Origin of the sequence: Kitasatospora sp. NPDC097691, assembly GCF_040302665.1 — a bacterium.
Taxonomy (GTDB): Bacteria; Actinomycetota; Actinomycetes; order Streptomycetales; family Streptomycetaceae; genus Kitasatospora.
Map to the genome: position 1 here is coordinate 20921 of NZ_JBEORY010000024.1, position 19628 is coordinate 40548.

Below are 19628 nucleotides of genomic sequence, written 5' to 3' on the forward strand. Positions count from 1 at the left end.
GGGTGTGAGCGGCGGGCTCGGCTGCTCGGTGGCCTGCGCCCGTCACGGCCCCTTCGCCCGTCACGGGTCCTGGGACAGGATGACCGCGCTGTAGCGTCCCACCCCGACCGTGCCCATGCACGGCTGCCCGTCCCTGGTCCCGGGGCGGGCGCGGACGTCGGGGCTGGGCGCGTTCTCGAACTCCGGGTCGTAGTCCTTCGCGTCACTGTTGAACCGCACGTGCCAGATCCCTTCGCGGGGGAACCCGAGCTCGTACTCCTCGTATGCGCGGTTGCCGAAGTTGAGGACGACGACGGTGCTGTCGTCGGGGTGGTTCGTCGGGTAGCGGCGGAAGGCGATCACCTTGTCGATGTCGTTGCAGTGGTACGTCTCCACCTCCGCGCCCCGCAGGCCGGCGGTGGTGCGCCCGCAGTTGCGTCGCAGGGTGATGAGCTCCCGGTAGAGCCGCGTGATTCCCTCGCGGCTCTGCCGCTTGGCGGCCCAGTCGAGTCGGGTGCGGTCGTCGAACGCGGTCTCCTCCATGTACTCCTGCCCCTGGAAGATCATGGGGATGCCCGGTGCGGTCATCACCGCCACGGCGCCGAGCGTCGAGCGCTTCTTGGCGTACCGACTCCCGGCGTTGTCCGGCCAGATCGCCTCGGGCAGGCGGCGGCGGTGGTGCTCCTGGGCGACGTCGTCGTGCGACTCGGTGTAGACGACCCGGGCGAGCGCGCGGTCGCCGATCCGGTGCCCGATCGCCTCGCAGACCCGCTGCATGTCGCGGTCCTCGTCCCGGACGGCGGTCAGCGCGTCCCGCAGGGCGTGGACGAACCGGCCGTCCCACTGGGAGTCGAACCCCGCCCCGTCGGGGAGGTCGGCGGTGAGCGCGTCGTCGTCCTGGAGGTCCTCCGCGATGCGGATCCTCCCCGGCAGGTCGGCCCCGATCGCGCCGTTGACCTCGCGCAGGAGGAGCCAGCCGTCGGGGATCCCGTCGCCCGGTCCGTCGGCGCCCTCGTTGCTCACGCCGACGCTGCGGATGAACGCGGTGCCGTCCCATCGCAGGCCGTCCATGTGGTACTCCTGCAGCCAGCACAGTGCGCTGTCCTTCAGGTACCGGCGGACCTCGGGCCTGCCGTAGTCCGGGCGCGGACCCCACCATGTCCCGCGGCGTTCGTCGTTGTAGAAGTAGATCCCGTCGCCGTCGTTCTGGTACCAGCCGTCGAAGCGGCGCAGCCCGGCATCGAGGTCGTTCGGCCCGAAGTGGTTGTACACGACGTCGCACAGCACCGCCAGACCGTGCGCATGGGCCTCCCGGACCAGGGTCCTCAGGTCGTCCGGGGTGCCGTAGTCGCCCGCCACCGCGAAGGCCGAGACCGGGTTGTAGCCCCAGGACCGCTCTCCGGCGTACTCGGTGACCGGCATCAGCTCGATGGCCGTCACCCCGAGGTCTTCCAGCACGTCGAGCCGTTCGATCAGCCCGGACAGCCGCCCGGGCGGGCCGTCGTGGGCGCCGCTGAAGGTGCCGACGTGCAGCTCGTAGATGACGAGTTCGTCCAGGTCCGGGGGGTGCCACTCCTCCTTGCCCCAGTCGAAGGTGGCGGCCTCGATCACCGCGTTGCCGACCGAACCGGTCAGCCGGCGCGCGTAGGGGTCGATCTTCCACCGCTCGGTGTTCTGCGACAGCTCGGTGTCGCGGGTGGTGACCACGTACTTGTACTCGTCACCCGGGCCGGCCTCCTCCAGCCGGACCGCCCAGCAGCCGTCACCCTCGGTGGCCATCGGGTGCGGCGTGGCCCAGCCGTCGAACGACCCGAGGACGCTCACCGCACCGGCGTGCGGGGCCCAGACCCGGAATCCCGTGCCGTCCGGCTCCGGGATCGCACCCATCCCCGGAGGGACCTCGTCCTTCTTCCGGTCCGGCTCCGCGTCCGGCGTGCGCAGGGCCTCCGGGGTGCGCAGGGTCTCCGGCGTGTTCCGGGCGAAGTCCACGTCCTCGCCGTCCGGCTCGTCGATCCAGCCCGACCTCATGGCGAAGTCCACGACGTCCTCCCAGTTCTCCGCCCGGCCGTAGGCCTTGCCGCCGATCGTCACGTCCCCCTGTCGGCTCACCTCGACCTTAGGGGTCCAAGTCCGGTACAGATCCAGGTACTTGGTTCCCTTGGCCGTGATGGCCACGTACTCCGACAGCGCGAAGTGCGTGATCGGGTCCTTCTCGAACGTCTCCTTCATCCCCATCAGGCCGGGGGACTCGGGCCGCGGCTTCACGTAGCCCAGGTGATACAGCCGCTCCAACTCCTGGTACATCGACGGCCGGTACTGCACCTGCCCGTCCTCGTTCCCGGGCACCAACTTCCGCAGGTGGCTGCGCTCGTACCGCGTGAGCAGGCTGAGCATCGCCAACTGGAGCGACTGGACCTCGTCTTCGAGCTTCCTGATTCGCTGCCACTTGGCCTTGAAAGGCCCGAACGAGAGCTCCTCCAGCGTCCCCGGACTCGCCAAGGCCAGCAGGGCGAGGACCAGCGCCCCGAACACCCCGATGATCGCGGCGGTCACGTTCTGCGTGTGTCGTATCGCGCTGTCGACGAAGACATCGACGAGCATCGCGAAGATCGCCACCGTGAAGACGACCGTCAACGTCCGGAGCCAGAAAGCGGGCGACTTCGAACGAGACGACATCGCCGGCACCACCTCTCCCGGTCGTTTCCGACAACGAAGAGCCCAGCTCGGCCGAGAAGCACCTCCAAGATCCAGTATCCCCCCGTCCGTCGGCCGATTCCACCCCCCCGCCCGTCACGGGATTCGTCGGCGGGCGTGCGGCGTGCGGCGTGCGGTGGTCGGTTCAGGAGGTGGCGGCGTCGGTCGCTGCGGGCTTGCAGAACTCCGCCTCCAACTCGGGGGTGAAGACGCCGATCGGCCACGTCCACGTGCCGTTGGCCCAGTCGCCGTTGACCTCCGTCGAGAGGACGTGGTGCCCGTCGCGGGTGCCGAAGGTGTAGGACCAGGATCCGTCGATCGCGCCGCCCATGCCCCACACCGTGCCGCAGGAGAGGTCGAGGGAGGCGACGCCCAGGCCATAGCGGGTGTTCTGGATCCATCCGCCGCGCGGGTCGAGCACGGTGAACATCTCCTGCTGCTGGGCGGGCGGCAGCAGCCGGCCTTCGAGCAGGTCACGGAAGAAGGTGACGAGGTCGCCGTTGGTGGAGATCATGTCGCCCGAGCCGAAGCCCAGGGAGGGGTTCTGCTCGGTCACGTCGTAGAAGGGGGTGGTGTCGCCGGGCACCATCAGCTTGGAGTAGGCGCGGCCGTGCGGGCCGTGGATGCGGGGATCGTCACCGGTCGGTTCGTAGGTGCTCTTCAGGTGCAGCGGCTCGGTGATCCGCTGGGCGATCTGCTGCGCCGTGCTACTGCCGGTGACCCGCTCCACGATCATCCCGGCGAGCACGTAGTTGGTGTCGGAGTACTCCCAGCCCGTTCCCGGGGCGAACGTCGGCTCGTAGGCGAGAGCGAGCTCCACCAGCTGACGCGGGGTGAAGCTGTCGAACCGGTGCTGCAGGAACGGCAGGCCGACGAACTCGTCCGCTGCGAGCTGCGTGCTGGCGAAGTTGTGGATGCCGCTGGTGTGGTTCAGCAGCTGACGGATCGTGATGCGGGGGCCGTCGTAGCCGTTGCCGTCGACCAGTCCGGGCAGCCAGTGCCCGACGCTGTCGTCCAGGCTGAGCCGGTGCTCGGCCTCCAGCTGGAGGACGACGGTGGAGACGAAGGTCTTGGTGGTGCTGCCGATCCGGAACCGGTCCTGTGGCGTGAGCTTGCGCCCGGTGTTCAGGTCGGCGGTGCCGGCCTGCCCGAACCACGTCGAGTCGCCGTCCCGGACCTCGGCCATGGCCCCCGGCAGGCCGGCCTCGGACACCGCGCGGTCGAGTACCGACTGGACGCCGGCGTGCCGGCGGTCGTGGTCGCGGTCGCGTGCGTGGTCGTCGGCAACGGCCGCCGGAGCGACTGCCAGCAGGGATCCGGCGAGCAGGACGGTGAGGGCGGTGCGGACGGTGGTCTTCATGAGGACTTCTCCTGGCGGCAATGGGTTTCGCGATTCGTGAAGAGGCTAGATGTCAGTTCGCAGATCCATCAATGCCGCCGATGGTCAACCGGCTTGTAAGGGCAGCTCAGTGACGGTCAATCCTTGCAATGAGCCTGGGGACGTATGCAATGGGCTTGCCCCGTCTGCTGCAATGGGCTCTACGGTGACCGCATACTCGACCGCGACGAGAGGAGCATCCATGCCGGGTGTCAGGCTGACCCAGGAAGACCGCCGCCGGATCGCCGCAGGGCTCACCGCAGGGCTCGGCTACGGAGAGATCGCCCGGCAGCTCGCGCGCCCCACGTCGACGGTCACCCGGGAGATCGCCCGCAACGGCGGCCCCTCCGGCTACCGGGCCGACAACGCCCAGCGCGCCACCCTGCGGCGCTCCCGGCGGAGCAAGGCCGGGCCGTCGCGAACGTCCGACGGCGGCGTGAGCGCGGCGCACGGGCGCGATCCGGCGGCGGTACGGGAGTACGCGGCGCAGCTCGCCGAGCTGCTGGTGCACACCGGCCTGCCGCGCATGGTGGCCCGGGTGCTCACCTGCCTCTACGTCACCGACAGCGGCAGCCTGACGGCGGCCGAACTGGTGCAGCGGCTCGGGGTGAGCCCGGCGTCGGTCTCCAAGGCGGTCGGCTACCTGGCCGGCCAGGAGCTGGTGCGGCGCGAGCAGGACGAGGACGGTCGCCGCGAACGGTACGTCGTCGACGACGACGTCTGGTACCGGGCGCTGCTGGCGAGTGCCCAACGCAACGCGATGCTCGCCGAGTTCACGCGCAGCGGGGCCGACCTGCTCGGCGCGGCCACACCGGCCGGGGCCAGGCTGGGCACGGCGGCCGTCTTTCTGGAGGACACCGGAGCGGACATCGTCCGTGCCGTGCAACGGCGGAGGCGGGCCGAGGAGGCGGCGCGGTCAACGGCAGCACGTCGGGGCATGCCGGGGTGACCGGTCGCGGGCGGCGGCCTTCCTGTCCGACCCGGGCCCGGTCGCTGCCTCTGTGGTGTCAGTACGCGGCCTCGACGGGCCGGCGGCGGAACTGGCCGGGGGTGCAGCCGTGGTGGGCACGGAAGCGGCGGGAGAGGTGGGGGTGGTCGGTGAAGCCGGCCGCGGCGGCGATGTCGGCGAGTGGCAGGTCGGTGCGGCGCAGCAGGTGTCCGGCGATGTCGAGGCGGACGGCGGTCAATTCGGCCTGGAAGGTGGTTCCGGCGGTGCGCAGGGCGCGCTGCAGGGTACGCGCGGACAGGCCGAGGCCGGCGGCGGTGCCGGCGACCCGCCAGGGGGCGGCCGGGTCGAGGGCGATCCGGCGGCGGACCTCGCCGAGCAGCCGCCGCTCGGACTGGTGGGGTGCCGTCGGAGTCGTTGCGGTGTCGGTCCAGCGCAGTCGCCAGGCGGCGATCGGGGCGGGCGCGTCCGTCGGGTGGACGGCGGACGGCGGCAGGGTGCGGCCGTCGCCGGTGAGCAGGACGACGGCCACGTCCTGGGCGGTGACGGTGGCGACGGCGGTCAGGTGGAGGGCGCAGACGAAGAGCGTCTCGGCGGGCAGCGGCCGGTGGCCGAGGTGGCCGAGGTGGTGCACCGTCAGCTCGCCCGGGCGCAGGTCGACCCGGGTGGTGTGGCCGATGTACAGCCAGGGCTCGGCGAGCCGGGAGCGGCTGAGCAGGTCGGCCACGTCCTCGGCGGCGGCGAGGGAGCGCAGCAGCGGGTCCTGCGGCAGGGCGAACAGCCGGCGGGCGGCGGCCAGGACGGTCGGCCAGCCGAGGCGGTGGAGGTGGGCGAGCAGTTCGCGGTGCAGGTGCTCGGGCACGGGGGTGCCGTCGGCGAGGTGCTGTGCGGCGAGCCGGGCGGCGGGGGCGGGGGGCGTGGCGCTTCCGATGAGGGCCCACAGCGCCGCGGCGGTGAGTTCGGGGTGCACGGCCCGGCCGGATGGCCGGGACGGGGGAGGCGCCATGGCGCGATCGTACAAGTGCGGGGTGCGGCGGCGGGCCATCGTGGCAGGCATGAACGTGAGTGGAAAGCGCATTCTGATCACCGGCGGCACCAGCGGCGTCGGGGACGCCCTGGCCCGCGCCCTGGTCGACGCCGGGGCGCGGGTCGTCACCTGCGGCCGGCGCAGCGACCCCGACGTGCCCGAAGTCCCGGACAGCGGCGGTCGCGTCGCCGCTTCGGGGCCCGAACGGCCCGAACGGCCCGAGCGGACCGAGCGGCCCGAACGGCACGCTGCGGCGCGGCCCGAACGGCACGCGGTGATCGCCGACCTGGCGATGCCCGGGGAGGCCGCCAGGGTGGTCCGGCTCGCCGCCGGGCAGCTCGGCGGGCTGGACGCGGTGGTCGCCAACGCCGGTGTCCAGCACCTGGATTCGCTCACCGGCGGGCCGAGCCCCGAACTGCTGGACCGGGCCGAGCAGGAGATCGCCGTCAACTTCCGCTCGGTGGTCGAGCTGGCGGCCGCGAGCTGGCCGCACCTCGCGGCGGCGGGCGGCCCGGCAGCCTTCGTCGCGGTGACCTCGGGCCTGGCGTACGCGCCGAAGCGCTCCGCGCCCGTGTACTGCGCGACCAAGGCCGCCGTGCACACGCTGGTGCAGTCGTTGCGCTACCAGGCGCAGGCCGACACGCCGTCCGTCCGGGTGCAGGAGGTGGTGCTGCCACTGGTCGACACGGCGATGACGGCGGACCGGGAGGGCGCGGTCCGCAAACTGTCGGCCGCCGAGGCCGCCGCCGCGATCGTCCGGGGCATCCGACGCGGCCGCCCCCTCGTCCCGATCGGCGCCTCCCGGGCCCTGCTGGCCCTGCTCCGCGTGCACCCGCCGATCGCCCACCGCATCCTCCGCGACGGCTGACGGCCCCGCCGCCCCGGCCGGCCGGGGCCCGGCTCCGCACGGTGGGGCGGCGGGCGCTTTTCGAGTGCGGAGTCTTCCCGGTGGTGACGTAGCATCCGGACGGCAGAAACGCACGCCTGTTCAACGGGGGAGTACCGCACGTGTTCAAGAGATCGACGGCCGTTCCGTCCGGCGCGGCCGTACGGGGGGCGCGGGCGGCCGTGCTGATGGTGTCGGGTGCTCTGGTGCTCGGCTCGTGCTCGCTGGTGGATTCGGCCGCCGGAGGGTCGGAGGCGCCGGCCAAGCCCGTGCGGGTCGAGTCCCGGGAGGACGCGAAGACCCGGGCGGAGCGGGTCCAGGACCACGTGCGCACGCTGACGGGCCTCGAGCGCGATCCGTGGGCCAATTTGGCCGGCTACTTCAGGTGCTCGGGGCGCGGGATGGGCATAGCCGATGAGGGTGAGCCGTACCAGCTCGGCGCGGGGACCCAGTTGAAGGCCGCGGACGAGCAGCGTCCCGAGGTGATCCGGGCCCTGCGGGAGAAGCTCGCGGGTGAGGGCTTCAAGATCGTCTCGAAGAAGTCCGGTGCGGACACCTGGGACTTCGAGGCCGTCCACGAGTCCGACCACTACACCATCACCGTGGGCGGGGTGAAGTCCGGCCAGGGCGTGAGCGTGATGGTCACCCTGCCCTGCCAGGCCCCGCCCGCCGGCGCGACGTCGCCCGCGCCGACGGCCACCGCCTGAGGTCGGCGCGGGACTTGCGGCCGGTCGGCGTCAGTCGCGCAGGACGCTCACGCCGCCGAGGAGGCCCCAGGCGGCGACGTGGACGGTCGGGCCGCCGGGGCGGCTCGGGCCGTCGTCGCTGACCCCGCCGAGGCGGATGCCGCCGACCACCACGCGCACCTCCGGGCGGACCCGCAGCTTCACGCCGCCGATCAGGCTGAGCTTGGTGATCCGCAGCTCGGCGCCGTCGGGGATGTCCACGTCGGTCAGGTCGATGTCGGCGCCGCCGATGAGCGAGGCGGTCACGGTGCGGCTGTGGATCTCATGGCCCGCAAGGCGGTTGCCGCCGAAGATGCTGATCCGGACGTCGGTCTTGTCGCTGTCCGGGGTCCCCGAGTTCGTCATGCCGCCTACCGTAGGGCCCGGCCGTGGCGGTCGGTCAACCACCCCCGGACGGACGGGCTCCCCGACGACCCGCACCGGGGCGGGTCAGGCGGCCGCCCGGCGGGTGAACGTCCGCCAGTGGTCGGCGAGTTCGAGATCGATGCGCGGCGGTACCTGCTCGTCCGGGTCGGTGAGGAGCACCTGGAGCAGGGTCGGGGTCGGCCGTTCCAGTGCCTCCCGGAGCAAGTTCGGCGAAGTCGCCCGGCCGGTCGGTCTCCTTGTGCCGCCGCACCCGGCCTTTGGCGACGAGCGATTCGAGGGTGTTCCGTACGACCTGCCGCTCGGCGCACGTCACATGGCGCCGGTCGAACCGCCCCCGGAATTTCCCGCGCGCCGTCGGCGGGCCGCCCCGTAGGATTCCCGATCATGCTTTCCAGACGACTGGCCGGAGTACTCGTCGGCGCCCTCGCCCTCACCGCGGCCTGCACCGGCTCACCGGCCCCCGACCGGGCCGCCCGCCCCGCCACCTCCGGTCCTGCCGGCTCCGTCCCCGCCGCCTCCGGGTCCGCCACCTCGGGCACCCCTTCCTCGGGCCCCACTTCCTCCGGCGCCACCGCCGAGGCCCCCTCGCCGAGTGCCCCGGCCACGCAGGAGCCCCCGCCCGACGCGAACCCCGCCTACACGGCCAGGGTGCAGGCCATCCTCCCGTACGACGTCCAGGCGAGTTGGTGGAGCTGGGCCGCCTCGATCGAGCAGGCCCGCAACCCCGTCCTCGACCGCGACGGCCACCTCTGCGGCCAGGGGCAGAAGGCCGACCTCTGGTTCCTCGCCGGCACCACGGGCGGAGCCGTCACACGCTCCTGCACCGTCCCCGCCGACATGCCGGTCATCTTCCCCGTGGTGAACCTGAGCGGCGGCCGGACCGACTGCCTGGACTTCATGACCGCCGCCCAGGGCAGCGCCACCCTGGACGGCCGCGCCCTCTCCGTGGAGACGATCGAGCCGACCCTGATCAGGTTCGACACGGTCAAGGGCAACCCCTTCACCAACGGCTCAGGGGAGGTCTACCGGTACGCCTGCGGCCTGTGGGTACGGCTGGAGCCGCTCACCCCCGGCCGCCACGAGCTCAGCGTGCGGGGCAGCGCGGGCGGTTTCGCCACCGCCGCCGACTACCACCTCCAGGTCGGCCGGTCCGCGCCCACCGGCGCCTCCTGAGCCCCGCGGCCCCGGCGCCTCTTGAGCCCCGCGGCCCCGGCGCCCGGCGCCCGGCCGTGCCGCGGCCCCCGCCCCGGGCACGGCGTCGGGACTTTCCGTCAGGGCTTCCGGCCGCGGCCGCCGTCCAGTCGGCACAGGTGGAGCGTGCCCCGCGGATCGGCGGGGAACGAGTGGTCGAGCGTCCAGCCCTGTTCGGCGGCCACCCGCAGGACGGCTGCGGCGCCCGCGCCCCGGAAGTGCCAGGTCCTGACGCTGACCCGGCGCAGGACCCGGCCCGCCCCGTCGAACCGGTAGGTGTCCCTCCTGCGCTCGTGCGCCGACTCGGCCCGGAAGCGCCTCTCCAGGTACTTCCGCAGGTGACGCCCGTACGCGCGCGGGCTGCGGACGAGCTCCAGGAGGCGCATCCGCGGCGCGAGGACGAGGGTGAGCAGCGGCACCACCACGCGGCACCGCATCGGCCCCCACGGCGTGCCGGGCGCGGGCGGCGGCCCGTACGGATCGGGTACGCCGGCCTGCTCCGGTGGCGGAATGCGGCGGAAGAAGTGCAACTCGCCCTGCACCGACCTGCTCCTCGCCCAGTCCACCGACCAGCCGTGCCGCTCCGCCAGCTCCTCGACCCGCGTCGGGGCGAGCCCGCGGTAGTGGTGACGCCCGAGGCCCGTGACCGCCCGCCGCACACCGCTGGGCGGCAGCTCGGCCGGGCCCCAGCCGCTCTTCCTCTCCGCGCGGGCGAAACGGTCCTTCAGGAGCCCTTCGGTGAACGGCTCCCAGTCCTCCGGCCTGCCGTTCCACTCGACCCGCAGGCGGCGCCAGGAGATCCCGGCCCGCGACAACCCGACCAGCATCGTGGCCGGAGCGCCGACCTCCGTACTACTGCCGCCACCGCCGCCACCGCTGGAAACCATCCAGACCAGCAGGGCCACCAGGCAGATCACGAGCAGGAATCCCAGCGGAACGTAGAGGAACTGCAGGACGAACTGCGCCGCCAGGCCGACCCGTGTTCGTCGCGGCGCCGCCGTGTGGGCGGGAGTCGTCCAGGCCCGGACCGGACGACTCCCGCGGGTCCGGGTCGATCCCGGTCTGTCCGAACCGCCGTACGGCGTGGCTGCAGGCATCGATTCCGTCCCCCCGGTCGTGTGTGCCTGGAGCAGCTCTGCCCGTCCTGCGGGACGCCAACCATCCTGTCTCACAACCGAGTTCATGGCTCGGCACGGCCGCCCCCTCGATGCGAAAGCTTTGCAGAAACCCGGGAAGTCGATGCCTGGACCCCGGCCCGGAGTCCGTGGCACCGTTCGAACGAGGAAGTTCAACTCACCGAGGGGGACGTGAAATGGAACTCCGCACCCGGATTCGTGCCGGCCTCACCGCGCTCGCCGTGGCAGCCGGCGGCCTGACGATGGCGGTCGCCGGCCCGGCGACCAGCGCGCACGCATGTGGACTGTCCCAGCTCGGCCCGACCCGCTACATCTGGAGCGGGGGTCACACCGTCGGCACGTTCTACCTCGCGTGGGACTCGTGCAGCTCCGGCGCCTACACCGAAGCCCACATCACCAATACGAACTGGACCAGGGCCAACGGCTTCATCGAGGTGCGGAACTCCTCCGGCGGCGGCTACGAGTACGGACCGGCGTCCCCGACGGTCGTGTGGGACGGGACGGCCTGGTGGGACTCGTTCTACCCCGGAACGAGCAAGCTGTCGATCTACTCCAACCCCTCCAGCGACCGCCTCTACTACGGCCTCGCCGAGTTCAGCGGCTGCTCCCGCGAGGGCCACACGCCGGAGTGGAACTTCTCGAACGGCTCGGTCGTCAACAGCGGCCAGGACATGCTGTGCTGAACGAGCCGCAGGCCGTCTGAGCTGAGACGGCCCCGGTGTCACACCAGTGCCGTTGGCGGTCCCTGGCAGCTTCAAGGCCGGCAAGGCGACGGCCTTGGCGTCCAGGGCTGCGATCTCGGCCTCGATGCGTTCCTCCTTGTCGATCAGCCGGTCGTAGCTCATGGCCTGATGCTTGGAGGCGCGGCCCATTGTGGAGGCCAGCCGGAATACGCCGGAAACGTGCCGTAGGCCGTCTGCGGTGGTGATCTGAAGCTCTCTGGCCCACCGGCGGATCACCCGTTCGTGGGTTCTTCTGATGATTCGCGGCGGGGTGGCTGGGGCTTCTTCGCTGGTCATGTGCTTGTGGTGTCTGTGATCGACTCGGCTGCGTGTGCTTCGTATGAGTGAGCGGCCGGGATCATGCGGCGCATGGCTTCGGTGGAACGTACCGCGTATCCGCGGTTCAAGCGCACGATCTCCTCTCGCGAGTTGCACGAGGCGTTCACCCCCGGCACGGCCGAGGTGGCGTGGACGCGAGGCAAGGCGCGCTCGCCGGAGCATCTGCTGGCGCTGGTAGTGCTGCTGAAGAGCTACCAGAAGCTGGGCTACTTCCCGGATCTGGGCGAGGTGCCGGAGTTGGTGGTCGGGCATGTGCGCGGTCTGCTGGAGCAGGACGAGAGCGTGTCACCGCGGCACGACTCGGTGCGTACGGCTGCGCGGCAGCGGGACTTCATCCGTGAACGGATCGGCGTGGCCTACGACATGGAGAAGGCCCGGGAGGTCGCTGCAGTGGCGATTAGGGAGGCCGTGCAGACCAAGGACAACCCGGCCGACCTGATCAACGTGGCGCTGGAGAAGCTGGTCAAGGCGAGGATGGAGCTGCCCGGCTACAGCACGCTGGACGAGATGGCCTCGGCGATCAGGACTGAGGCGAACGAGGACTTCTTCGCAGCGATCGTGTCGCGGATGGACGAGGTCGACCGCGCCCGGTTGCTGGGACTGCTGCGGGTGCCTGCGGGCGGTCGCAGCAGGTTCGACGAGCTGAAGCGCCCGGAGAAGGCGCCGACGGTCTCCCACCTGCGCGAGCACCTTGCCCACCTGGACAGGCTGGAAGCGATGGGGGCGACGGCGACATGGCTTCAGGGGGTTCCGCCGGGGAAGGTGGAGCACTTCGCTGGGCAGGCGAAGGTGCTGGACGCCGCCGAGATGTCCAAGGTCGGCATGGTGAAGCGGTTTGCGCTGCTGGCGAGTCTGTTGCACATGGCGAAGGTGCGGGCCCGGGACGAGCTGGTGACGATGCTGTGCAAGCGCATGGGGTCGATCACGAAGAAGGCAAAGGAGGATCTGGAGAAGATCCGTGAGCGGCACCGGGCGGAGTCCGAGCGGCTGATCGCGGTGCTGGGCGAGGTGCTGGAGGCGGCCAGGGACGCGGTCGGCTTCGACGGGGAGTCGGTCACCATCCCCACCAGTGCCCGCAAGCAGAACGCGGTGCACGCCGAGTGCGGCAAGACGGTGCTGGAGCGGCTGGAAAAGGCCGGCGGGCTGGCCAAGCTCTCGGAGGACCACGAACTGGTCTCCGCCCACCACGGCGACAACTACGCGCCGCTGATGCGGCGGCACTTCCGCAGCCACCGTAAGGTTCTGCTCGACCTGACCGAGACCTTGTCGATGGTCGCCACCTCCACCGACGACACGGTGCTCCAGGCGGTGGGGTTCTGCCAGGCCATGCGGCACCGCGGCAGCCAGTGGGTGCCGGTGACCTACACAGTCGCCCAGGAGGACGGGACCGAGAAGACGAAGACGGTCTCGGCCGACTTCGCCTCGCAGATGTGGCAGCGCATTCTATTCTGCAAGCACAAGCCGGGGAAGATCAACCGGCGGCACTTCGAGGTGTGCACACTCTTCTACCTCACCCAGGAGCTGCGGACCGGAGACGTGGCGGTCATCGGCTCGGAGTCGTACGCCAACCTGCACGACCAGCTGCTGTCCTGGCAGGCGTGCGAGCCGCTGGTTGCCGACTACTGCGAGCATGCTGGGCTGCCCGCCACCGCCCCGGCGTTCACCGCGGCGCTGAAGCAGAAGCTCACCGCCACAGCCGCGAAGGTGGACGCCGGGTACCCGGACAACGCGGACCTGACCATCGACACCGCGTCGGGGAAAATCGTGCTCACCCCGCGCAAGGGCAAAGACCGCCGCACGTCCGCGCAGGACCTGGAGGCGGAGATCCTGCGCCGGCTGCCGGAGTGGAGCCTGCTGGACGTGCTCGCCCGCACGGCGTACTGGATCCGGTGGTGGCGGCACTTCGGCCCGGCCTCCGGAAGCGATCCGAAGATCCGCGACAAACTCGCCCGCTATGTCCTGACAGTCTTCTGCTACGGGACGAACGCGGGGCCCGCGCAGGTCGCCCGGCACATGCGGCAGAAGGTCTCGGTGCACGAGCTGTCACTGGCGGGCAATCAGCACATCACCGCGGAAAAGCTGAACGCCGCCTCGGCGGACGTGATCGACATGTTCATTCAGCTCGACCTGGCGCACGTGTGGGGCGAGGTCGGCAAGGCCGGGATCGACGGCTCCCAGTACGACACCTGGGAGAACAACATGTTGGCCGAGTCCCACATCCGGTATGGGGGATTTGGCGGCATCTCGATGAGGCACGTGTCCGATACCTATATCGCGCTCTTCAGCCACTTCATCCCATGTGGCGTGTGGGAGGCGGTGTATCTGTTCGAGGGCCTGTTGAAGAACCAGTCCGAGGTGACCGTGGACATCGTCCACGGAGACACGCAAGGCCAGTCGCTGCCTGTCTTCGGGCTCGCGCACATGCTCGGGGTGGAGCTGCTGCCGCGCATCCGCAACTGGAAGGACCTGGCCTTCTACCGGCCCAGCGCCACGATGAAGTACCAGCACATCGACCCGCTGTTCGGCGACCCGCAGAAGGACGTCATCAACTGGCGGCTGATCGAGAACCACTGGCAGGACCTCATGCGCGTGGTGCTGTCGATCCGCGAGGGGCGGCTGTCCTCGGCCGCGCTGCTGCGCAGGCTGGGCAACGAGTCCAGGCGCAACCGCATCTACCAGGCGTACCGCGAGCTCGGCCGGGTCATGAGGACGATCGTGCTCCTCAGGTTCTTGTCGGAACCGGACCTGCGCGAGTCGATCCAGGCGATGACGAACAAGGTCGAGGCGTTCCACAAGTTCAGCAACTGGCTGATGTTCGCCTCCGACGTGCTCCAGGACAACGATCCGGACCACCAGGAGAAGACCATCAAGTTCAACGAGCTGCTGGCGAACTGCCTCACTTTTCATACAGCGGTGGACATTACGAAGGTGGCCAATGATCTCATCGACGAGGGGTGGGAGGTGGACCCGGTGGACCTGGCCACCGTCACCCCGTACATCACCAGCAAGACCCGCCGCTTCGGTACCTGGCACCTGGACATGGAGCCGCCCGAGAACGAAGCGGTAGGGCGCCTCCGGATGGCCGCGTGACCGTGCGGTCCATGCCATGAATTGCGCCAGTACAGCCGAAAGGGCACCCGAGCTCCAATGGCGCGCTCTGCAACCACCTTGTCGAAGACGGCCCGCAGCTTCGGCTCACTGTCGGCAGCTGCTTGTCGAAGACCCTATTGCCGGCCGGGGTGAGTCCCTGGCCATGGTGAGCGGCCTTGCTGACGTCCATGCCGAGGAAGACGCTCACGCCGCCGACGTCGGCATCGTGCTCCCAACTGTTTCGGTGTGGTGCTGGCCAGGGAGTCGGAGCCGGCTTGGTGGCGAACTCCCGGCCGTGGATGCACTCGGTCTTGATCAGCATGATCGCGGTCGGGACGGCCATCGGGCCTTGGCGAAGTGCGCAGGCTGGTGGTCACCCCTAGCGTGGAAGGGGGGAACAGTGCAAGAGGCCCCCAAACGGTGCTGTGTTGCGTGCACTGCCGAAGGGTACCGACCTTAGCCCCCGAGGTTGGGTGCTCGCGCGCTTCGGCCGCGCTCACGCCGACCCGTCCGACCGACGAAGCCTCGACGGCAGGGACGTTCCGATGGACATCGAAATCATGAAAGCCGCACAGCGCATCACAGCCGGCCAGGCGGTCCGCACCACAGGATCACGCACCGTCACCCCTGCTATCAAGACGGAGGAGTTGCACACCAGTCCGTTCTTCGGGGTTGCGCTGGAAACGGTGAATCAAGGCAACGTCAAAGTTCAAATAAGTGGTGTTTTCACCCTTCGCAGCCTGGGCCCCGATAAGCCCGGCGCGGTTGGCGCGGTTGGCATCGACAGTTCGGGACAGCTCGTCCGCGCTGCAAGTGACAAGTGCGTGAGCGCTCCGAACTGGATCGGTGACTGCGATGATTCAGGCACGGTGACAATCCGCCCCCGTCGCGACACACGCCTGAGCGTGCTCGACTTCGGAGCAGTGGGAAACGGCAAAACCGACGAAGAAGCCGACGACACAGACGCGATCCAAAGCGCCCTGGACTGCGCGATGCGATTCGACACTACTGACGGCAGCGTCGTCTACCTCCCTCCGGGAGACTACCGTATTAAGAAGCCTCTCCGTATCTCGAACGGTTGCATTCTGGAGGGTGCCGGCCTTGCTTATCATGACGAAACCAGCCGCATACTCGCAGATGTCAAATCCGGAAATTTCAACCTCTCTGTCTCGACTAAAATCGGTGAAGTCGGCGGGGGGCCAGCGCGGGAGACCGTTTATTGCGCAATTGCCCTGGTGGGCTATGGGACCGGATTGGCCATGAGGCCCCCTCGCGGGCGGGCGGACTATACCGTGCTTCGTCAGCTCGCCCTCCATTCGATCCCCGCCCAAGGGATGCCTGCCGCCACCCTCCAGGCCCCGCAGATGGATGGCATACGAGTTATGGCAACCGGCGCATGCATCGAGAGAATGAGCGTCGTCAGTTTCAGGCGCAACGGAATAGAGATATCCTCAAGTGAGGTCGCACCGGTGGTTAACGCCAGCCTCGTGCAGATACGTGATTGCCGCCTTACCAGCAATGGCCAAAATGGGCTCGACATCGGCAGCCTGGGCAACGACAATGCCAGTACCATACTAGTTACGAACGTTGATGCCTCATCAAATGGGCGTGATGGAATTTGCGACAATTCGCGCTTTGGGTGCACCTTCGTTTCGTGTCACACTGCAGCAAACAAACACCGAAACATCAGCTGTGAACGCCCGAGTAGTTCCACGTACTCCGTATACCTCGGCTGCTACGCCGAGATTGATGCACCAGCGGTATTCAAGGGGCCCATCGCTGTAGTCGGAGGGGACATGGACATCACCCCCGACTCAACGTACTGGGGCTTCGGCCCCGTCCGTGGAGGACATGGACCCTCTGCCCTGAAAGTGCTCAATAACTTTTCCAAAGTGCAATTGTATCGGGCCGTCTCCGGCGGGATCGACATCGACAAGGGCGAGCAGAAGACGGGCGGGATCCTAGACAACGGGATACCTTCCAAAGCGCAAGGATACCTATATGAAGCGCAGAATTCCGGGCGTACAGGCGGGGTTGAGCCTGATTGGAACACAACGAAAGGGAGCCTGACGCAAGATGGCACACCAAATGGCGGTGTGAAATGGCTGTGCTTGGGTAAACTGGAGCCCAAGATCGTAACGTCCAACATTCTCGGAAGTAATGTGGATTCCACGATCATTCAGGATATTCAGTCTGTGACGATGGACGGCAAGTTGCAACCCGCGGGGGATTCTCTCTTCCGCACCCAAGTCCAGACAGGTCCCCCGGGTATCAAGGGCAGGGTTGAAGCGTCCCTTCTGAGTCATGGATTTCCTTTCCATACGTACTATCAAACCGCGTACGAAAACGGTCCGTTGCCCGGCGCGCTGATGCTTCCGGAAGCATGGATTGGAAATTATGATACTTTTAAAGGTGAGCGGCGAATCTGCGTTGTTTATAGCGGAACTCCCTTCGATGCCTCTGTGGGTAGCTGCAACTTCTACAGCCCGGGTGATCTGATCCTCAATGCCCTCGATAATAAAACGCGCCGAGGCCCGATCGGGTGGGCGGTACGGGCTGCGTGTGGAAAGGGGGAACTGGCTAGTGCCTGGACTCGAGGGAAGCACTACCGCATAGGGGAAACCGTCAGGCCGACGCACGCCAATCACTTCCTGTATCGGCTGACCGCCTACATCACCGATGGCCCGGTGGACCCGGGGCTCAATGTCTCCGGTGAGCAGGATCCCTGGGACAATAACCCCCAGAGCGTTGGAAGCTTGACTACCGACAATCACCTAGTTTGGCAGACGCTCTACGACTTGGATGATCTTGCAAACCAATGGTGCATTGAACCGCTTCCACAGCGCGCGGAAAAACAGACGGACTCGAATGCGGAGGACTTTCGCAAGCTGAGGGAGGATTTCAACGCACTTCTTGCCAAGATGAGAAAGGCGAACCTGTTGGAATAGGCGGAGGCGCGGACGGAACTGATATCGGGGATGCCGCATCTCATCGAATCCGACAGTGGGTCAGCTGAGCGTGGTGAACGTTGACGACGCAGCGGGCCGGTGGCGCTTCGAAGGCGGCGAGTGTTCCAGGATGACTCCCGTGCCGGAGGTGCTGGCCGAACTGGCGGCGGCGCGGGCGGACGAGATGGACGCCGACACCGTCAACCGCGAGCTGTCCATCGCGCGCAAGGCGATCGGCTGGTGGCAGCGCCAGGGCTGGATTGAAGGCGATCCCACGATCGGCATCGAGCGGCGGCCGGCGCCGCCGGACCGCACCAAGGCCCTAGCGGAGAATCAGATCGCTGCCCTGTGGCGCCTGGACGTCTCACTGCGTGAGAAGACCGCCGCACGGGCCGACGAGGTCCTGTGCCTGAACGTGGAGGACCTGTACCCGCAGGACAAGCGCGGCAAGATCACCGCCAAGGGCGGCGCGACCGAGTGGATCCCACTGGCAGTCCGGCCGCGGGTTCGCCGGTGAACATCCACCCCCACGTCGTCAGCGAGATCCGGCAGATCCGCGCGGAGGACTTCGCGATGCCCGCGCCGGTGAGATACCGCTCGACCGCCGCGGTGTACGACGCCGGCGGGGCGGACAGCGGCACCACCCGGGCGCGCGGCAACCGAAGCACGCCCCCGGCCCCGAGTTCGGTCACTGGTTCGATCGTCACGCTCGCCCCGCCCCACTCAGCGCTGCCGCAGTAAATGCGTATACCTCACCCCGGTGGCCGGAACACCCCGCCGCAGGTCGTGGTGATCACGGTAGAGGCCCTGCCGCAGTAAATCCGGTATTTACTGCGGAACCACCCTGACGAGCCAACAAGTGCGGGAGGTCCGGTAAGCACAACCGCCGCTCATGCGTCCCTGCACGGTGCCATACCGTCACGACGCGCGTGTGCTCCCATTGGTTGGCGTGGCGTTGCCCGCCTGATCGCCGGCCGCATCCGCGGGCCGCTGTTCCTGACCGGTCGCAAGTCCCCAGTTGGAACCGCGACGCTGGACGTGTGCGAGGAGACCAGCCGGGCCCGGCTCTCCTACCGCCGGGGGGGAGGAGATCTTCGAGGAGTCCACCCGGCTGCTGGCGAACCCGCTTGCCCGGCCCGAGGCCGTCGAGGACCTGGCGGGATGGACATTGCACCAGCTCAGGCACAGTGCGTTGACGCACGACGCGGAGAACGGCACGTCCACGCCGATGCTGCTGGCCCGCTCCCGCCACGCCTCCGTACGGTCCCTGGAACGCTACGCTCGCCCCGGCGTCGACGCGGTCGCCCGGCACGTCGCTGAGTGCGACCCCGCCGCACGCCGTCGGGGTTGATCCCTACGGCACATTTCTGGCGTATTCCGGCTGCCCTTGATTGTGACCGTGCCGAGCCTCTGCGCCGGGTGCAGTGACTGGAGGAACAGCTCGGCGAGGTGCTTCGTGAACCGGAGCGAAAAGGCCTATCAGGAGACAGGGCTCGTCTTCCCGCCCCGGAGATCAGCCCGCTGGGTGCGGGTGGCCGCGGTGTGTGGCCCATTCGTCGGCCAGGATGGCCATGGTGTGTCCGTCGATCCACTCGCCGTCCCAGCACAGAGCATCACGTCTGGTTCCCTCGTGGACGAAGCCGAGCTTCTCGTAGACGTGGCGGGCCCGCGGGTTGAAGGCGAAGACCTCCAGCTCGATCCGGTGCACGCCGACGGCTTCGAAGGCGTGGGCCAGGATCAGTCGGCTTGCCTCGGTGCCCAGCCCCTGGCCGAAGGACCGACGGTCGAACAGACTGATCCGAAACGAGCAGGAACGGTTCTGGACATCAAGGTCCGACAACGCGACCTCGCCGACGCATTCGCCGGTGGTCCGTTCGGCGATCGCCAGGTCCAGCCGATCGGCGTGCTCGGCTCGGGAGCCGTACCAGCGTTCCAACGCTTCGAGGCTGAAAGTCTCGTGGGTGCCGGTCAGCCGATCCGCTTCCGGATCGGCCGCCGCCGCGGCCAGTGCGTCGACCACACGGACCGGACGCAAAACCACGCGCTCGCCGGTGAGAGTCGGTTTCTCAGCGAAGGATATCTCTGTAGACATGACAGCGATCATGACCGCTACCCTTCTGCCATCGTCAACACGTTTACTGACCCAGCAACACCGTCGAACGGGCCGTCAACAGGCTCAA

Annotated in this window: 16 protein-coding genes and 1 pseudogene; 9 read left to right on the forward strand and 8 right to left on the reverse strand. The window is 68.8% G+C overall.

Features of this window, described 5'->3' with window-relative positions; all coding sequences use genetic code 11:
* Nucleotides 1-60: 60 nt before the first annotated feature.
* Both ABTY56_RS18850 and ABTY56_RS18855 read right to left on the reverse strand, forming a co-directional pair.
* Entirely contained in the window at nucleotides 61-2655 is a 2595-nt protein-coding gene (locus ABTY56_RS18850; RefSeq protein ID WP_350630039.1) for an alpha-amylase family glycosyl hydrolase, read from the reverse strand.
* 163 nt (nucleotides 2656-2818) lie between these two features.
* Nucleotides 2819-4033: a serine hydrolase domain-containing protein gene (locus ABTY56_RS18855; RefSeq protein ID WP_350630040.1), complete on the reverse strand. Its 1215-nt coding sequence runs from the start codon at nucleotides 4031-4033 to the stop codon at nucleotides 2819-2821.
* A 220-nt stretch (nucleotides 4034-4253) separates the two neighbouring features.
* Between ABTY56_RS18855 and ABTY56_RS18860 the strand changes: the two genes are divergently transcribed.
* Nucleotides 4254-5000, forward strand: coding sequence for a GbsR/MarR family transcriptional regulator (locus ABTY56_RS18860; protein ID WP_350630041.1), 747 nt, complete (start codon nucleotides 4254-4256; stop codon nucleotides 4998-5000).
* Between the two features lie 58 nt (nucleotides 5001-5058).
* Here the strand turns inward: ABTY56_RS18860 and ABTY56_RS18865 are convergent, their stop codons facing one another.
* Complete coding sequence (locus tag ABTY56_RS18865) at nucleotides 5059-6003, reverse strand: helix-turn-helix transcriptional regulator (protein WP_350630042.1); 945 nt, start codon at nucleotides 6001-6003, stop codon at nucleotides 5059-5061.
* Between the two features lie 49 nt (nucleotides 6004-6052).
* Here ABTY56_RS18865 and ABTY56_RS18870 point away from each other — a divergent pair, with 49 nt between their 5' ends.
* Together ABTY56_RS18870 and ABTY56_RS18875 are read left to right on the forward strand one after the other, a co-directional pair.
* Entirely contained in the window at nucleotides 6053-6892 is an 840-nt protein-coding gene (locus ABTY56_RS18870; RefSeq protein ID WP_350630043.1) for an SDR family NAD(P)-dependent oxidoreductase, read from the forward strand.
* Nucleotides 6893-7032: 140 nt separating this feature from the next.
* A complete protein-coding gene (locus ABTY56_RS18875; RefSeq protein WP_350630044.1) occupies nucleotides 7033-7617 on the forward strand; it encodes a hypothetical protein in 585 nt (194 codons plus the stop codon).
* Nucleotides 7618-7647: 30 nt separating this feature from the next.
* Here the strand turns inward: ABTY56_RS18875 and ABTY56_RS18880 are convergent, their stop codons facing one another.
* Nucleotides 7648-8001 (reverse strand): hypothetical protein, encoded by a 354-nt coding sequence (locus ABTY56_RS18880; protein WP_350630045.1) that lies wholly within the window; start codon nucleotides 7999-8001, stop codon nucleotides 7648-7650.
* A gap of 84 nt (nucleotides 8002-8085) precedes the next feature.
* The gene (locus ABTY56_RS18885) at nucleotides 8086-8226 is read right to left on the reverse strand and encodes a hypothetical protein (protein WP_350630046.1); all 141 of its coding nucleotides are present in this window, start codon (nucleotides 8224-8226) and stop codon (nucleotides 8086-8088) included.
* A 180-nt stretch (nucleotides 8227-8406) separates the two neighbouring features.
* Between ABTY56_RS18885 and ABTY56_RS18890 the strand changes: the two genes are divergently transcribed.
* The gene (locus ABTY56_RS18890) at nucleotides 8407-9195 is read left to right on the forward strand and encodes a signal protein (RefSeq protein ID WP_350630047.1); all 789 of its coding nucleotides are present in this window, start codon (nucleotides 8407-8409) and stop codon (nucleotides 9193-9195) included.
* Between the two features lie 98 nt (nucleotides 9196-9293).
* Here the strand turns inward: ABTY56_RS18890 and ABTY56_RS18895 are convergent, their stop codons facing one another.
* On the reverse strand, nucleotides 9294-10310 hold the full coding sequence (locus tag ABTY56_RS18895; RefSeq protein WP_350630048.1) for a hypothetical protein: 1017 nt from the start codon (nucleotides 10308-10310) through the stop codon (nucleotides 9294-9296).
* 215 nt (nucleotides 10311-10525) lie between these two features.
* Between ABTY56_RS18895 and ABTY56_RS18900 the strand changes: the two genes are divergently transcribed.
* Both ABTY56_RS18900 and ABTY56_RS18905 read left to right on the forward strand, forming a co-directional pair.
* Nucleotides 10526-11032, forward strand: a complete 507-nt coding sequence (locus ABTY56_RS18900; RefSeq protein ID WP_350630049.1) for a hypothetical protein — start codon at nucleotides 10526-10528, stop codon at nucleotides 11030-11032.
* A 408-nt stretch (nucleotides 11033-11440) separates the two neighbouring features.
* On the forward strand, nucleotides 11441-14500 hold the full coding sequence (locus tag ABTY56_RS18905) for a Tn3 family transposase (RefSeq protein WP_350630050.1): 3060 nt from the start codon (nucleotides 11441-11443) through the stop codon (nucleotides 14498-14500).
* 65 nt (nucleotides 14501-14565) lie between these two features.
* Here the strand turns inward: ABTY56_RS18905 and ABTY56_RS18910 are convergent.
* Nucleotides 14566-14690 (reverse strand): annotated as a pseudogene (locus ABTY56_RS18910) (IS110 family transposase); the annotation flags it as partial.
* 355 nt (nucleotides 14691-15045) lie between these two features.
* Between ABTY56_RS18910 and ABTY56_RS18915 the strand changes: the two are divergent.
* The 3 genes from ABTY56_RS18915 (at nucleotide 15046) to ABTY56_RS18925 (ending at nucleotide 18189) form a co-directional block, all read left to right on the forward strand.
* The gene (locus ABTY56_RS18915; RefSeq protein WP_350630051.1) at nucleotides 15046-17448 is read left to right on the forward strand and encodes a right-handed parallel beta-helix repeat-containing protein; all 2403 of its coding nucleotides are present in this window, start codon (nucleotides 15046-15048) and stop codon (nucleotides 17446-17448) included.
* Between the two features lie 139 nt (nucleotides 17449-17587).
* Nucleotides 17588-17965, forward strand: coding sequence for a site-specific integrase (locus tag ABTY56_RS18920; protein WP_350630052.1), 378 nt, complete (start codon nucleotides 17588-17590; stop codon nucleotides 17963-17965).
* Nucleotides 17962-18189: a hypothetical protein gene (locus ABTY56_RS18925; RefSeq protein ID WP_350630053.1), complete on the forward strand. Its 228-nt coding sequence runs from the start codon at nucleotides 17962-17964 to the stop codon at nucleotides 18187-18189. The genes ABTY56_RS18920 and ABTY56_RS18925 overlap by 4 nt, the downstream gene beginning before the upstream one ends.
* Before the next feature lie 772 nt (nucleotides 18190-18961).
* Here the strand turns inward: ABTY56_RS18925 and ABTY56_RS18930 are convergent.
* Nucleotides 18962-19552, reverse strand: coding sequence for a GNAT family N-acetyltransferase (locus tag ABTY56_RS18930; RefSeq protein ID WP_350630054.1), 591 nt, complete (start codon nucleotides 19550-19552; stop codon nucleotides 18962-18964).
* Between the last annotated feature and the right edge of the window lie 76 nt (nucleotides 19553-19628).